Origin of the sequence: Flavobacterium franklandianum (assembly GCF_007097365.1) — a bacterium.
GTDB lineage: Bacteria > Bacteroidota > Bacteroidia > Flavobacteriales > Flavobacteriaceae > Flavobacterium > Flavobacterium franklandianum.
This window is the reverse complement of sequence record NZ_VJZR01000006.1, coordinates 97,494-114,270: the sequence shown is the minus strand read 5'-3', so window position 1 is coordinate 114,270 and position 16,777 is coordinate 97,494. Positions and strand designations below refer to the sequence as shown.

The 16,777-nt window shown below is 34.8% G+C and carries 13 protein-coding genes and 1 riboswitch; of the genes, 1 reads left to right on the top strand and 12 read right to left on the bottom strand.

The annotated features are described in order from the left end of the window. Positions 1-57: 57 nt before the first annotated feature. From FNW17_RS09065 to FNW17_RS09025, 9 genes are all read right to left on the bottom strand, one after another. Positions 58-759, bottom strand: coding sequence for a phosphoadenylyl-sulfate reductase (locus tag FNW17_RS09065; protein WP_143389724.1), 702 nt, complete (start codon positions 757-759; stop codon positions 58-60). A gap of 56 nt (positions 760-815) precedes the next feature. Continuing rightward, entirely contained in the window at positions 816-1,727 is a 912-nt protein-coding gene (locus FNW17_RS09060) for a sulfite exporter TauE/SafE family protein (protein ID WP_143389723.1), read from the bottom strand. 103 nt (positions 1,728-1,830) lie between these two features. After that, positions 1,831-2,241, bottom strand: a complete 411-nt coding sequence (locus FNW17_RS09055; protein ID WP_143389722.1) for an RrF2 family transcriptional regulator — start codon at positions 2,239-2,241, stop codon at positions 1,831-1,833. A 16-nt stretch (positions 2,242-2,257) separates the two neighbouring features. After that, a complete protein-coding gene (locus tag FNW17_RS09050) occupies positions 2,258-2,908 on the bottom strand; it encodes a hypothetical protein (RefSeq protein WP_144071463.1) in 651 nt (216 codons plus the stop codon). 91 nt (positions 2,909-2,999) lie between these two features. Further along, positions 3,000-4,172 (bottom strand): trans-sulfuration enzyme family protein, encoded by a 1,173-nt coding sequence (locus FNW17_RS09045; RefSeq protein WP_143389720.1) that lies wholly within the window; start codon positions 4,170-4,172, stop codon positions 3,000-3,002. 40 nt (positions 4,173-4,212) lie between these two features. Then, positions 4,213-4,647, bottom strand: a complete 435-nt coding sequence (locus FNW17_RS09040; RefSeq protein ID WP_143389719.1) for an OsmC family protein — start codon at positions 4,645-4,647, stop codon at positions 4,213-4,215. Between the two features lie 95 nt (positions 4,648-4,742). Next, complete coding sequence (thrA, locus tag FNW17_RS09035) at positions 4,743-8,132, bottom strand: bifunctional aspartate kinase/homoserine dehydrogenase I (protein ID WP_143389718.1); 3,390 nt, start codon at positions 8,130-8,132, stop codon at positions 4,743-4,745. An 80-nt stretch (positions 8,133-8,212) separates the two neighbouring features. Next, a riboswitch (SAM riboswitch) is annotated at positions 8,213-8,319 on the bottom strand. A gap of 166 nt (positions 8,320-8,485) precedes the next feature. After that, on the bottom strand, positions 8,486-8,698 hold the full coding sequence (locus FNW17_RS09030; protein WP_143389717.1) for a hypothetical protein: 213 nt from the start codon (positions 8,696-8,698) through the stop codon (positions 8,486-8,488). Positions 8,699-8,780: 82 nt separating this feature from the next. Beyond that, a complete protein-coding gene (locus tag FNW17_RS09025) occupies positions 8,781-10,061 on the bottom strand; it encodes an O-acetylhomoserine aminocarboxypropyltransferase/cysteine synthase family protein (protein ID WP_143389716.1) in 1,281 nt (426 codons plus the stop codon). Positions 10,062-10,762: 701 nt separating this feature from the next. On the opposite strand from FNW17_RS09025, the gene metK reads away from it, so the two are divergent. Next, on the top strand, positions 10,763-12,013 hold the full coding sequence (gene metK / locus FNW17_RS09020) for a methionine adenosyltransferase (protein WP_143389715.1): 1,251 nt from the start codon (positions 10,763-10,765) through the stop codon (positions 12,011-12,013). A gap of 111 nt (positions 12,014-12,124) precedes the next feature. Here the strand turns inward: metK and accD are convergent, their stop codons facing one another. The 3 genes from accD to tamL all read right to left on the bottom strand — a co-directional run bounded on the left by accD (position 12,125) and on the right by tamL (position 16,769). Further along, positions 12,125-12,979: an acetyl-CoA carboxylase, carboxyltransferase subunit beta gene (gene accD, locus FNW17_RS09015; RefSeq protein WP_143389714.1), complete on the bottom strand. Its 855-nt coding sequence runs from the start codon at positions 12,977-12,979 to the stop codon at positions 12,125-12,127. Between the two features lie 104 nt (positions 12,980-13,083). Continuing rightward, a complete protein-coding gene (gene fbaA / locus FNW17_RS09010) occupies positions 13,084-14,151 on the bottom strand; it encodes a class II fructose-bisphosphate aldolase (RefSeq protein ID WP_143389713.1) in 1,068 nt (355 codons plus the stop codon). A 65-nt stretch (positions 14,152-14,216) separates the two neighbouring features. Next, positions 14,217-16,769 carry a translocation and assembly module lipoprotein TamL gene (tamL, locus tag FNW17_RS09005; protein WP_143389712.1) on the bottom strand — a complete coding sequence of 851 codons (2,553 nt, stop codon included), beginning with the start codon at positions 16,767-16,769 and terminating at the stop codon, positions 14,217-14,219. Positions 16,770-16,777: the final 8 nt, after the last annotated feature.

Here is a 16,777-nt window from a genome sequence, read left to right as displayed (position 1 = left end):
AAATGAATCGTTCCTACGGAACTGAACTTCTAAATTCCAACCTCTTTATTCTATTCTCTATTTCTGGTGCAAACCGCATTCTTTATGACTAGATTCCCACCACCATCTTCCAGCTCTTATGTCTTCTCCCTCGGCAATTGTTCTGGTACAAGGTGCACAACCAATGCTAACAAATCCTTGTTTGTGCAAAGCATTTTGTGGTACATTATTATCATCAATATATTTTTGAACCTCTTCTAAAGTCCATTTTAATAATGGATTGAATTTGATGATATCAAAATGAGCATCGTATTCAAACAAATCCAAACTATTTCTATTTTCGGATTGTTCGGCTCTTAAACCAGTAATCCAAATGGCATTTCCTTTCAAAGCTTTAGTCAAAGGCGCTACTTTTCGAATAAAACAACATTCTTTTCGGTTTTCGACTGAATCGTAAAAACTGTTTGGCCCTTTGGTCTCCAATAATTTTTCAACCGAAACAGCTTCTGGGAAAAAGACTTTTATTTCTTTTTTATACTTTTTCAACGTTTTATGAAAAACATCGTAGGTTTCCTGAAACAAACGCCCTGTGTCCAAAGTAAAAATGGTTATTGGCAAATCGTTTTTGGCAATTAAAGCCGTAATTACTTGGTCTTCCTGTCCGAAAGAAGTTGAAAAAACAACTTTCCCTTGATATTCAGTCGCTATAAAAGCTAAAGTTTCTTCGATGGAAAATCCTTTGGTTTTTTCTAATAAAGTATTTACTATTGATACACTCATTATAATAATTTTTTCCTCACCCCAACCCTCTCCAAAGGAGAGGGAGAAAAGTGGATTTATATTAATTTAGACAAAGTTCTTAAACTTAAAATAATAATCAAGATTCCTACAGCAATCATCATTGGTTTTCTTTGAATTTTATTCACCAAAAAAGCAGCAAGAGGAGCAGCTATAACGCCTCCCAAAATCAATCCTATGATTACTTGCCATCCGCTTATTCCTCCAAAAATCATAAAGGTAACTCCACTAGCAAAAGAAACCGCAAACTCCGCGGCATTTACAGAACCAATAGTGTAGCGAGGATCCCTACCACGTCCTAGCAAGGTTGAAGTTACAATTGGCCCCCAACCACCACCGCCAACAGAATCCATAAAACCACCAAAAGAGGCTAAAAGATCTAATCTTTTGGTTTTCTTTTTTACAATATTCTTTACTAATGCTTTTTTGATGATAACGACAGCTAATATCATCATATATACTGCTATAAAAGGCTTGATCACGTCTCCATCTATTACATCCGACAACAAATACGCTCCTGTAATCGATCCTAAAACGCCAGGAATTAAAAGATGTTTTACCAGTTTTTTATTAATATTTCCAAATTTATGATGGGAAACTGCTGATGCTCCTGTTGTAAACATTTCGGCAACGTGAACTCCTGTACTGCTAACCGCTGGCGGAACACCATAAGCCAACAAAAAAGAAGTAGAAGTCGCACCGTAACCCATTCCTAAAGTGCCATCGACCAATTGTGCAAAAACACCAATAGCAAAAAACACCAAAAACTCTTGGTTAAATCCAGCTACGAAATTACTCCACGTAAAATCCGCATAATGATTGTATATCAAAACTGTTAATAATACCAAAATCAAAAACACTGGAACAAAAACCCAAAGATTCTTGGCGAACGAACTATTTTGCGCTACACCTACAGAATCATTAAAATTTTTTACAAATCTCTTAATCATAAATTTTTATATTTTTATCTACTACCCTATCGGTTTAATAGATTAATATGCAAAAATACTAATTTATTCTAAATAACAAAATAATATTCAAAAAAAATGTTGATTAAAATGCAATGTCAGCGAGGGAGTTGTTTTCTAGAATCATCAAGGTGTTGTCGCGAACTTCCATCATTAGTTTGCGAACGGCGCACAAAGATTCATCGGTACAATCGTCGCATTTTTCGTAGAAGTTGTGACTGGCACAAGGCAACAAAGCAATTGGGCCTTCGAGAATGCGATAGACTTTAGCCATATTAATATCTTTGGGCTCTTTGATCAAATAGTATCCTCCCCCTTTTCCTTTTTTGGCACCCAAAAAGCCGGAATGACGCAGGAGCAACAAAATACTTTCTAAAAATTTTAGCGAAATATGTTCCGCTTTGGCAATTTCAGCTATTTGCACTGGCGTATTGTCTTTCTGGCGAGCTAAAAAAGTCAGTGCTTTGATTCCGTATTTTGTTTTCTTTGAGAGCATTTTTTTAAGAATTGAATTATTTTAGAAACCTATATAATAGCCAAATTACTAAAAAAATTCCACCTATTATCAAAATACGATTCCCTTGTTTTCTATCATTATTGGAATAAACATAAATTCTATTTCCATTTGGTAATGTTTTTTTGAATGTCAACAAGTGCCAACCAATAAATATACCTAGAAAACCACCAAAAATTGCAGTAATATAACCAATAATAATATAAGTTCTTTGACTTTTTTCTGGTTTTGAAAGTTCAAATATTCTATTAGTCTTTATTTTTTCTATTTCCTCTTGAGTAACTTCTTTTCCTCTTTCTTTTAATAATCTTTCAGCTAAAGAAACATCAAATGGGTTCCATTCATCACTCGCTGCGATTAATTCAAATAATTCCTTATCTGTAAAACTTAATAGATAGTAATCATTGTCTATTTCAACAATTTCTTTTTCTGCCTTTTCATTTAAAAATGCGTTTCCTTTTTCAAAATCACTTTTCTTGAGCTTGATACAAAATTCTTTACCAAATCCATTATTTGCAAAAGTGGGATCAAAACTCAATGAATTATCCTCAAGTACATATTCTAGTTTTTTTTCTTTGAAAAAATCCCCCAATTCAGAGGCAGAATTTTGATCATTAAATTTTTGAAATGTTATGAATTCTTCTATCATATTTAGTATAAAATAATTAATCTGAAATTTAACACATAACCCACGATCAAAAACCGTGGGCTATTTATATATGAATCAATAATTATAAATTTTAACCCAAAGCCTGCTCCAAATCAGCAATTACATCTTTCACGGTTTCCAATCCTACGGAAACACGCACCAAACCATCAGTAATGCTTACTGCCAAACGTTCTTCGACAGACAATTTACTGTGTGTTGTTGATGCTGGATGTGTTACAATAGTTCTAGTATCTCCTAAATTTGGGGACAACGAACATAATTTTATTTTATCCAAAAACGCTCTTCCTGCTTCAATTCCACCTTTGATTTCGAATGCCACAATATTACCTCCCAATTTCATTTGCTTTTTGGCAATTTCATATTGAGGATGCGATTTCAAGAACGGATATTTTACCAAACTTACATTCGGATGTTGTTCTAAAAACACAGCTACTTTCATTGCATTTTCGCAATGTCTGTCCAAACGTATCGCCAAAGTTTCTAAACTTTTAGACAATACCCAAGCATTAAACGGCGATAAAGCTGGTCCTGTCAATCGAGAAAACAAATAGATTTTTTGAATCAATTCGGCATCGCCAACAGTAATTCCACCCAAAACTCTACCTTGACCGTCCATTAACTTTGTAGCTGAATGGATCACCAAATCCGCTCCCCATTTTATAGGTTGTTGTAAATATGGCGTAGCAAAACAGTTGTCGATGATCAAAATCAAATTGTGCTTTTTGGCAATAGCTCCCAACAATTCCAAATCAATAATATCTACCGCAGGATTGGTTGGCGATTCAGCAAAAAGAATCTTGGTATTTGGCTTGATACAACTTTCTATAGTTTCGGGTTTGTTGATGTCGAAATAGGTTGTTTCAATTCCCCATTTTGGAAAATAATTAATAAACAAAGAATGTGTTGCACCAAATACACTTCCTGCCGAAACGATATGATCGCCTGAATTCAACAAAGCCGCCAAGGTCGAATAGACCGCCGCCATTCCGGATGCAAAAGCAAAACCAGCTGCTGCGCCTTCCATTTGACATACTTTATCCACGAACTCGTTGGTATTCGGATTGCTGTAACGGCTATAAATATTTCGATCTTTTTCGTCGGCAAATGAGGCACGCATATCTTCGGCATCTTCAAATACAAAACTAGAAGTTAAGTACAAAGGCACGGAATGCTCTAAATATTGGGTGCGCTCTAATTGAGTGCGTATGGCTTGGGTTTCGAAACCGAATTCTTGTTCGTTCATTTAAAAAGTTTAAAATTGTTTAAAGTTTAAAGTTGTGGAATTAGATTTTAGCTAATTCCACTCCATTCAAAACTACTTTATAATGTATTGTTGCTGTTGGTTCCACTGTTTTGGCAACTGAGCAGTATTTTTCAAAAGAAAGTTGTGCTGCTTTCGAAGCTTTGTCTTCTTTAATAGTTCCTTCCAAATAAAAAACTACGTGAATATCTTTGAAAGGTTTGGCATCGCCAACTTCTTCCCTAACTCCCTCTACTTCTGCTTTGAAAGAGGTGATTTCCTGACGTTGTTTTTTCAAAATCGAAATCATATCAATTCCGCTGCAACCTGCTACACCCATTAAGATTAATTCCATCGGACTTGGGCCCATATCATTACCTCCAAAATCAGGACGCGCATCTACATTTACAATATGTCCACGTTCGTTTTTCAATTCGAAGTGGAAGTTTTCGTTTACTCTGTCTAATGTTACTTTCATTTTTTTATTTTTTTGGACGCGGATGAAACGGATTTCAAACGCGGATTTTATATTTTTTACTGAACACTCAAAACTGAACACTGAGTACTTTTTTTTTACCCTTTCTCCGACAATCTCAATAAATCTCCGAAAACGCCTCTCGCTGTTACTGCAGATCCTGCGCCAGCTCCTTGAATTACAATAGGTCTATCTCCGTAGGATTCGGTGTAAATTTCGAAGAAAGAATCCGAACCTTTCAATCCACCCAAAGCGGTATCCGAAGGTACGGAAACTAATTTTACTTCGAGATTTCCTTTATCGTTTTGTAAATCTCCCGACAATTCACCAATGTATCTCAACACGTGGTTGGGTTCTTGATCTTCTTTTATTTTAGTATAAATTGGATCGAATTCTTTCAATTTATTCAAGAAATCGGCAACGTTTCCTTCACGTAAATGTTCTGGAATTAGGTTTTGAATGCTGATTTCTTCGAATTCGTTTTGCAAATCCAATTCTCTTGCCAAAATCAATAATTTTCTACCCACATCATTCCCGCATAAATCTTCTCTAGAATCAGGTTCGGTATAACCATTATCAATTGCTTCTTTCAGAATTTCGCTAAACGGAACGTCTTTTGCTGAAAAATTATTGAATAAATAACTCAAAGTCCCAGAGAAAACCCCTTTTATTTTGGTAATATTTTCACCCGAAAGATGCAATAATTTTATGGTGTCAATCAATGGTAAACCTGCGCCAACATTAGTTTCGTACAAATAATTCTTTTGGTTCTCAGCCAATACTTTTCTCAAATCTTTGTAGAATTTATAACTCAATGTATTCGCTACTTTATTCGAAGAAATCAAGTCGAAACTATTTTCTGCCAAAGTCGTATAATGTTCGACAAATGCAGCACTTGCCGTGTTATCAATAGCAATTAGATTCTCCATATTATTTTCATTGGCGAAAGCAATAACATCATCAATCGTATAAGAGAAACCGTTGGTTTGAATTTCGTTTTTCCAATTTGGAGAAACTCCGTTTTTGTTTAAAAGCAAATTCTTAGAATTCGCAATCGCAAAAACATTTAGTTTAATATCTTTTCTTTTTTCGATAGCTGCAGCGGATTCCAAAATTTGGTTAATCAAAGTTCCGCCAACTAATCCGTGACCAAAAACGGCAATATTTATTTTCTTAGAAACTCCAAAAATCTCTCCGTGAATCACGTTTAAAGCCTTGCTCAATTGTGATTTTTTGACCACCAAACTCACGTTTTTACCCGTAACCGTATTATTAAAAAGAATTGGCACAACCTTGTTTTTTATCAACGAAGTGTAAGGTTTGTGGAAAGTACTCAAATCTTGACCAATAATCGAAATCACCGAAACATCATCGGTAATCGAAATTTTATTCACGTCTTTCGAATAGAAATCACTTTCGAATTCTTTCTCCAATTCGATCATCGCTTTTGTCGCTTGATTTGAATTTACTACAAGTCCTATTCCTCTTTCAGAAGAACCTTGTGAAATGATGCTTACGCTAATATCATTGTCGCCCATAACTTTAAAAATTCGAGCGTCGACACCTGTTTTTCCTAGTAATCCTCTTCCTTCAAGGTTTACTAAAGCTACATTTTCGAGAACCGAAAGTGTTTTAATTCCTTCTTTATTGGATTTAGAAGTGATCAATGTTCCTTGGTTTTCGTGGTTGAATGTGTTTAAAATTCGTAATGGAATGTTTTTTTCCAACAATGGAATTATCGTTTTGGCGTGCAAAATTGTGGCTCCAAAATTGGCAATTTCGTTCGCTTCGTTAAAAGACAAACGGTCAATTTTTTTGGCATCGGGAACTAAATCTGGATTGGCGGTGTAAATTCCGTCAACGTGGGTATAGTTTTGCAATTCTTCGGCATCGATATAATTGGCAATCAACGAAGCGGTATAATTGCTGCCGTTTCGGCCTAAAGTCGTGGTGTCTCCACTATTATTTGACCCAATAAAACCTGTAATAATATTTATTGTATCGTTATTTTCTTTGAAATAATGGACTACATTTTTCTTAGAAATTTGCTCTAATGGTTGAGCATCACCATAATTTGAATCGGTTTTTATCAATTCTCTGGAATCTGTAAAACGAGCTTTTATACCCTTTCCATTCAAAATCGCAGTAATTAATTTTGCCGAAAGCAATTCGCCTTGAGCTAAAACTTGATCTTTAATTTTTTCGCTATAATCGCCAATCAAACTTACACCTTCGAAAAGCTTGTCTAATAATGCAAATTCTTCCGACAAATCTACGTTTGTATAAATATCTTGTTGATAGTTTTTGAAACTTTCAACCAAAGGTTTATAATTGCCATTTTTGGTCGCAATGGTCAAAATATCTTCTAATTCATCCGTTGCATTTCCTCGTGCCGAAACTACAACGGCAATGTTTTCGCCTTTGCTTTTTTTATCGATAATAATATCTAAAACTTTGTTGATTCCTTCTCCGTTGGCCAATGATTTTCCGCCAAATTTTAATATTTTCATCCTATTTTTTTTATTTTTAAAAACAACATCCAATAAATTGTTCAATTGTTCGTATTCCATTAAAAAAGCATCGTGTCCGTGCTGCGATTCGATTTCGCTATAAAAAACATTGTGCTTAAACTTTTTTATTTCGTGGTAGGTTTCCCTGTTTTCATTCGCTGTAAAAAACAAATCCGAATTGATTCCGATGATATAAATATTGGCATCAACTTCGGAAATTAAATTTTCGAAAGAGGTTCTTCCGCGAGTGATATCAATGGTTTTAAGCAACTGATTCATCATTTTGTAAGCCGAAAGCTCAAACCGTTTTTGCAATTTGTCGCCGTGATAATTCAGCCAACTTTCTACTTGAAAAGAATCGGTCGAATCGGTCGAAGTTCTTTGGAATTTCTCCTTGAAAGATTCTGGCGTTCTGTAACACAACATGGCGTGAATTCGAGCATCTTCGATAGGTTTTGACGAATTGCAAAGAATTTTTTCTTGCAAATAACAATTGGCGATCAACCAATCGGTCGATTTCCAATCGGAAGCAATCGGGAAAAAATTATGGGTCAATTTAGGTTCTAAAGCGACCATTTCCCATGCAATTCCGCCACCTACAGAACCTCCAATTATAGCGAATAATTCTTTGACTTTCAGCAATCGAATGCCTTCCAAGAAAAGTCTGGCGATGTCGCGAGCTGTAAAATCTAAGTAATTTTCAATGTACGTTTTATCGAATCCATTTCCAGGAACATTAAATGCTAATATGGTGTATTTATTGGTATCGATGGTTTTATTGTCGCCAATAAGATTATTCCACCAACCGTTTTCGCCAACCACTTGCGAATTTCCGGTCAAAGCGTGATTAACCAAAACGATTGGAGCTGTATTCAAAACTTGCCCAAAAACCTGATAACTTAAGTTTATAGAAAGAATGAGTACGCCACTTTCGGTGGTGAAATTTTGTAGTTTAATTGATGTTGGTTTATTTTCCAATTTTCAAATCTTTAAAGATTTTTTGATTTGTGTCTGGAAATATTAGAAAGAAAACTAGAAGTAAACTAGGAGGATTCTTGTTGTTATCTTCTCCCGATTAATTGGGATAGAATGTAGCACCTTTCGTTTGTGGCGTAGGTTGCTAAGCTTTCATCGGGTCTATTCCCTCGAGCTTTCTTTATAACATTTCAATACGTTTGTGAACTTAAAGGCACAAATTAACCACTATTTTTTGTAACAACCAAATTTTAGGCTGTTTGGTTTTTTATTAAAATTAAAAACAGCATCGAAAAGAGTCTATTTTAAGACTCTCGTCGTTGCTAGTTTATTTTTACTTTTTATTCTAATTTTCATCAGATAAAAAGTGTTTCGTTTTCTTCAGAATACATTTGGTGAAACAAAGAATTTTGACCTTTGCCTGAATCTGAATCGTGTTTTAAATTCACACCAAATTTGGCATGAGTGAATTCAAAGTCGTCTGAATTGGCAGTATTTTCATTTGTTTTACTATTTAAACTTTTGAAAAACTGAATTATTGTGGTTATACTATATTTTAGAGTTTTCATAAATGTTTTATTTTTGATGTTATACTTTTATTATTTTAAAACATATTGAATTCAGTTTCCCTAAGTTCAAATATGTTACTTTTTATACTTTTAAATTTTTAAAAACGGCCTTTAAATCGGCTTTCAAGTCTTCTATATCCTCTAGACCGACCGAGAGTCTGATTAAATCCTTGGTAACTCCTGTCGCGACCTGCTCTGCGTCTGACAACTGCTGATGCGTGGTACTTGCTGGATGGATTATCAAAGATTTTGTGTCACCAATATTGGCCAAAAGCGAGAATAACTTCGTTTCATCGGCCACTTTCTTGGCGGCTTCAAAGCCTCCTTTAAGTCCGAAAGTTAGCAATCCGTTTTGCCCTTTAGGTAAATATTGTGTTGCCAAATCGTAATATTTACTAGACTTTAGACCCGGATAATTGACCCAAGCTACTTCGTCTTGACTTTCTAACCATTTGGCCAAAGCCAATCCGTTTTCGCTATGTTTCTGGACTCGAACTGGCAAGGTTTCCAATCCCTGAATAATCTGGAAAGCATTGAATGGACTCAAGGCTGCTCCGTAATCCCTTAAACCTTCGATACGAACTTTAGCAATAAAAGCAGCGTTTCCTAGCGCTTCGTGATAAACCAATCCGTGGTAACTTGCCGAGGGCTCCGTAAATTCAGGGAATTTTCCGCTGCTCCAATCGAAAGTTCCTGCATCGATAACGGCTCCTCCGAGTGATGTTCCGTTTCCTGCAATATATTTGGTCAAGGAATGAATCACAATATTGGCTCCGTATTCGATTGGGTTCAATAAATAAGGAGAAGGAACCGTATTGTCCACAATAAAAGGAACTTTAAAAGCTTTGGCTTCCGCTGAAATGGCTTTCAAATCCAATACGTCTAATTTTGGATTTCCTAAACTCTCTGCAAAAAATACTTTTGTGTTTTCATTGGCGGCTTTGGTGAAATTGCTTGCATCTGATGGATCTACAAACGTAGTTGTGATTCCTAATCTTGGCAAAGTCACTTTTAACAAATTATAGGTTCCACCATATAAACTATTGGAGGCCACGATATGATCGCCTGTCTTGAGCAAAACCAATAATGATGTTGCAATGGCTGCCGTTCCCGAGGCTGTAACTACTGCTGCTATTCCACCTTCGAGGGCTGCCAATCGTTGTTCTAGTATATCGTTTGTTGGATTATTTAATCTTGTATATATAAATCCCGCTTCGGCAAGTCCAAATAAATTGGCAGCGTGATCTGAATTATTAAATACATAAGAACTAGTTTGATAGATTGGGACCGCTCTGGTTCCTGCTGTTTTAGTAACGTCGTGTCCTGCGTGTAATGCGTTTGTTGCAAATTTTGGAGTACTCATAATGAATTGAATTTAGATTTTAGATTTGTTTGTTTTGACTTTTTAATATTTTTATGTTTTTGAACTTAAAAAACAAAAAACCCTTTTAGACAGGTATCCAAAAGGGTTTTAAGTTTTGTAATAACTTATACTTTCGGAATCAACAGACGCAAATAAACATCATGGATTTTGTGCAAATCATCGATTTGACATTGCACTTGTTCATTAGTTTTTGCTGTAAGTTGTTCATTTTATATGTGTAATTAGTTTCTACTATAATTCAAAAAAAAAGCCTCCCGTTTTGTGGGAGGCTTTTGCTATATTATTTAGATTTAAAATTTAAGCAATAAACGACCCACAGGATTTTTCCTGCATCGACTTTGAAATATTGCAAACATTAAAATTCATTTTCTTTCTTTTGTTTGACAAATGTCTAAACTTTTATTTAGAAATCCAAATAAATTTTAAAAAAATATACACAAGTTAACAATTTCTTAAAGATTCGATTAAATTCTTGAAATGACATTTTTGATTATTAACATCAAAAAAAAGTTAAGATTAATTTGGAATTCAATTTGGTTTCATACATTTGCACTCAAATATTAGAGGAAAAATTTGAACTGATTGCAACCTCGTTAAAAAAATGCTAAAGCAGAAACTCTCCTTTAGTATTTCCCTGCAATTGTTTTTTTCTTTCTCGCTTAACTTAAAATTATTTTATTATGGCTTATTTATTTACGTCAGAATCAGTTAGTGAAGGACATCCAGACAAAGTTGCTGACCAAATTTCAGACGCACTAATCGACAATTTCTTGGCATTTGACCCCGAGTCGAAAGTAGCTTGTGAAACTTTAGTTACAACCGGACAGGTTATTCTTGCTGGTGAAGTAAAATCGAACACTTATTTAGACGTTCAAACAATTGCGAGAGATGTCATCAAGAAAATTGGTTACACTAAAAGCGAGTATATGTTTGAAGCCAATTCTTGTGGAGTTCTTTCGGCTATTCACGAACAATCGGCCGATATTAATCAAGGTGTAGAAAGAGCAAATCCAGAAGATCAAGGTGCTGGTGACCAAGGTATGATGTTTGGTTATGCTACTAATGAAACTGAAAACTATATGCCTCTTGCTTTGGATATTGCTCACGCATTATTAATTGAATTGGCGAATATAAGAAGAGAAAGTTCTGAAATCACTTATTTGCGTCCTGATGCAAAATCGCAAGTAACCTTAGAATATTCTGACGATAACAAACCACAACGAATTGATGCGATTGTAATTTCGACTCAACACGATGATTTCGCTCCAGAAGCTGAAATGTTGGCAAAAATCAAAAGTGATTTAGTTTCAATTTTGATTCCTAGAATTAAAGCCAAATATCCTCAATATGCACATTTATTCAATGATAAAATCACGTATCACATCAATCCAACTGGGAAATTTGTAATAGGTGGACCTCACGGAGATACTGGATTGACAGGTAGAAAAATTATTGTGGATACTTACGGCGGAAAAGGAGCACACGGTGGTGGAGCTTTCTCTGGAAAAGATCCAAGTAAAGTAGATAGAAGTGCAGCTTATGCAACGCGACACATCGCTAAAAACCTTGTAGCAGCAGGAGTTGCCGACGAGATTTTGGTTCAAGTTTCATATGCTATCGGTGTTGCACAACCTATGGGAATTTTTGTTGATACTTATGGAACTTCGAAAGTGAATTTGACCAATGGTGAAATTGCTAAAAAAGTGGAAGCTATTTTTGACATGCGTCCTTATTTTATCGAGCAACGTTTGAAACTGAGAAATCCTATTTATAGTGAAACTGCTGCATACGGACATATGGGTCGTACACCAGAAACGGTAACTAAAACTTTTTCTGCTCCTGGTGGATTAACAAAAACTGTCACTGTGGATTTATTTACTTGGGAAAAATTAGATTTTGTAGATCAAGTGAAAGCTGCTTTTGGATTGTAGTCCCCAGCCCCTCTCCAAAGGAGAGGAGAGCGAAGAATCATAAACCACAAAACCCTGACAAATTTTACTTTGTCAGGGTTTTTTTTATTGGTATTTATATGTTTATGAAAACTATCTTACGTCTATATTCTGAATCAAATCGATGTACAAGTTGATAGTATCTTTCAATTCCTTTCTTGGTGTAATGAAATCTAAAAATCCATGTTCAAGAACAAATTCGGCTGTTTGAAAACCTTCTGGCAAATCTTTCCCTGTAGTGTCTTTCACAACTCTTGGTCCGGCAAAGCCTATTAATGCTCCCGGTTCAGAAATATTAATATCTCCAAGCATCGCATACGAAGCTGTCGTTCCACCCGTAGTTGGGTCGGTACACAAAGAAATATAAGGGATTTTTGCTTCGGCTAATTGGGCTAGTTTTGCAGAGGTTTTTGCTAATTGCATCAACGAATAAGCAGCTTCCATCATTCTAGCTCCACCTGATTTTGAAATCATTACAAATGGAATGTTATTTTTGATAGAATAATCTATTCCACGAGCTATTTTTTCGCCTACAACTCCACCAATGGAACCGCCAATAAAAGCAAAATCCATACAACAAATCACCAAATCTTTTCCTTTAGATTTCCCAACACCTGTCCTAACCGCATCATTCAAATTGGTTTTAGAAATGGTGTCCTTCAATCTATCCGAATATTTTTTGGTATCGACAAAATGCAAAGTGTCTTTAGAAGTCATTTTTGCGTCCAATTCCTTAAACTCGTTGTTGTCAAACAATATTTCGAAATATTCTTTGCTTCCAATTCTTACATGAAAACCATCTTCTGGACTAACATATAAGTTGCGCGCTAATTCATCCGAATCGATAACTTTTCCAGTTGGCGACTTGTACCAAAGTCCTTTTGGAATATCCATTTTGTCTTCGGTAGCAGTAGTAATTCCTTTTTCTGTTCTTTTAAACCAAGCCATAATTAAGTTGGAAGTTAGAAGTTAGAAGTTGGAAGTGAAATCCATTTCTAAATTCTTATTAGTATTTTATTTCACTTCGTACTTCGTATATTGTATTTCGTACTTTATAGAGTATTTACGTTATTCAAATCAGCAAATGCTTGTTCAAGTCTTGCATTGAATGTTACTTCACCTTCACGCAACCATTTTCTTGGATCATAGTATTTTTTGTTAGGAGCATCTGCACCTGTTGGGTTTCCAATTTGAGTTCTCAAATAGTCAATATTATTTACCATTGAGTCGCGAATGCCTTCAGTAAATGCAAATTGCAAGTCAGTATCAATATTCATTTTTACAACACCATAGCTAATACCTTCTCTAATTTCTTCTAAAGTAGATCCAGATCCACCGTGGAAAACGAAATCAACAGGATTGTGTCCTGTGTTGAATTTTTGTTGAACATAATCTTGAGAATTTTTCAAGATTTTTGGAGTTAATTTTACGTTTCCTGGTTTGTAAACACCGTGAACGTTACCAAAAGAAGCAGCAATTGTGAATCTTGGACTAACTTTTAATAATTCTTCGTAAGCATAAGAAACTTCAGATGGTTGTGTGTATAATTTTGAGCTATCAACGTCAGAGTTGTCAACGCCATCTTCTTCACCACCAGTAATTCCAAGTTCGATTTCTAATGTCATTCCCATTTTGCTCATTCTAGCCAAATATGCTGCACAGATTTCGATATTTTCTTCGATTGGCTCTTCCGATAAATCGATCATATGTGATGAAAACAATGGTTTTCCAGTTGCAGCAAAATGAACTTCTGATGCATCAAGTAATCCGTCAATCCAAGGCAAAAGTTTTTTTGCACAGTGGTCAGTATGTAATATTACAGTAGCTCCATAAGCTTCTGCTAAAGTATGAATGTGTTTTGCTCCTGCAATTCCACCAGCAATAGCAGCTTTTTCTCCTACGTTAGAAAGTCCTTTTCCAGCATTAAATTGTGCTCCACCATTCGAAAATTGAATGATAACTGGCGCATTTAGTTTTGCAGCAGTTTCTAAAACTCCGTTTATTGTGCTTGAACCTATAACGTTTACTGCTGGTAATGCAAAACCTTTTTCTTTTGCATAGTTGAAAATTTCTTGTACTTGATCTCCTGTAGCTACGCCTGGTTTAATATTGTGTGCCATTGTAAATTATTTAAATTGTTTTTATAAGTTGTATTTCAGTTAGCAAAAATAAGAATTAATTAGCATTAGAATGGATAATTTATCCCAAAATTAAACACAGAATGTGCGAAATCGTAATCGTAAAACCATCGTTTACCCATTTCATTAGCCGGATTGAAGGTTTTAAATCCTAAATCAAATCGTACTACGAAAAAATCTAAGTCATAGCGAAGACCAAAACCCGTTCCTAATGCTATTTCTTTTAAATCTTTAAAACCATCGAAAGTGGCTCTTGTATCAGTAATGTTGTCAAAGACATTCCATATGTTACCAGCATCCGCAAAAAAGGCGCCTTTTACACTTCCTAATATTTTGAATCTGAATTCGGCACTTAAGGCAATTTTCATATTGGCCTCGTTGTAATCATTTACCGCTCCTGTACTTCCTGGCCCTAAACGATATGGTTCCCAAGCTCTATTGTCATTTGAACCTCCAGCAAAATAACTCCTTGAAAACGGAATATTATTTGAATTACCGTATGGAATAGCTATGCCAAAAAAGGACCGAACGGCTATTACTTTTTCTTTAGAGAGATCCCAATATTTTACATAATCGAATTCGGTTTTTACATATTCGGAATATTCTAAGTTGAAAATATCATAATTACCGTTTTTGTTTTTGGGCAAATTTGCTGCATTTGAAACCAAAGATAAAAGTGAACCAGCCGATTCTATTTTTGTTCTAAATTGATAAAAGGTATTATCTTCTAGATCTGTTTTAGTAGTTTTCGAAAAAGAATAACTCGTAGAGAGAATAAAATCATTTTCGGTAAGTCGTATTCTTCGCTCTTCGATACTACTTATTATTGAATAATCAGGGTCTGGGACGACTATTGTTCCATTTTTGACATCATTGGCAAACCCAGAGGTTCCTTCTTCTATTATTAAATCACCTGTGTTTACATCGACATAATCTGGATTTGTGTTATAAGTTTTCGCTAAATTATTTAACTCGGTAAAGGAAGACTCATACACGTTGAAATAATTTTCAGGATTTAGATTTCGAACATATTGAATGTTGAAAATATCAAATCGTGCTGTATTGTTTCTTTTCGGATTCCAATTATAAGCTAATACACCCGTGACATTTTGTTTGTCGAGACCGATATTTTTTTGATTAGACAACCCCGTAGAAACTAGTGTCGAGGGAATCATACTTTTAGGGATAATTTTTTCTGTGGCAAATGGAAACCAAATTCGAGGAATATTCAATTTTAAATCCATTCCGTATTCAGATACATTAAAAAATTTGCTTTCTGGATTGGCCAAATCTTTTGAGGATCCAATGTTTCCTCTGGCCGAAAGCTCTAGTGTTTCGGCTCCACTAAATACGTTTCGTATGGTTTCTGATATGCTTCCTGCAATTCCTACATCTTGAATATTCGAATGCGTTACATCGAAAGTAGTTCCTAAACCGTACTTTTTTCGAGGAGACAAATACACATTCGCAATTAAAGAATTTGCTGTCGAATCTCTTTCATCTATTTTATAAAGAATAGTAGGATAATTGAAAATCTTGAGATTATTCAAATATCGTGTTGTTAAAACAGTTTTGAAATCGGCAAAGACACCTCCTTTTGTAATAAAAACTGCATCGGCAATAGCTTTTGGCTTGTATTTTAACTTGGAGTGACTGTACAAATTGAAATTATTATAGGTTGTACTGTCGGCAAAAACATTGCTATTATTGGTGGCTGAATAATCTGTATAAATATTTACATCGCTAATTTTAAAAATTTTGAAAGGCTCAGTTTTTGTACTGTCCTTTTCTTGAAAGGAATAATCGTTGATAATTAAATTGACATTTACTTTTTTGTTATTGTTTAAGGTGTCTAAATCGAAAGTTACATAATTGGGCTGAAAATTATACACTCCTTGATTCCTGAAATGTGTAGTAATTCGTTCTTTTTCATCCTCAAAATCTTTTGTATTATATTGTTTTCCCGATTTTAAAACGCTGCTAGAAACCCTTGTTTTATACAATGAATCTAAAGCAGGTGTTTTAATTGAAGTCGTTAATGTGTCTAAAAAAAAAGGATTTCCGGTTGTAATAGTATATTTTATTTTGGCCTTTTTTACACTTATGCTATCTAATTTGTAGCTCGCTTTTACATCAAAAAAACCTTTATTAAAATAATAATATTCAATTTTCGAAATAGATTTGCTAGATCTTACTGTATCAACAATAACAGGAGGTTCGCCTGTTTTCTTTAAAAAATTATCGATTCCCAGATACCAAAAAGATTGACCCAAACGATCGACTTGTTTTGCCGATAACCATTTAGACATTTGTTCATATTTTTCAGGGTGATTTATAAATTTAGCTTGAAAAACAGAATCTGGATTTGGAGTAGCCAGATTAAATAAATTCAATCTCAATTTATACCCCAGAAAAGTTGAGTTGGGTTTCTGATACAATTGATTGGTAATATCTTCGCTCTTTGAGGCTTTGCCATTTACTAAAATTTCGTTTTTAGTTAAACGTTGCTTGCCGTTTGGAATTCGTTTTTCGGCATCACAAGCCGAGATAATTATTCCAATTACAATAAATGTTGCTATTTTTGTGCTAATCTTTTTCAAGTGCTGAG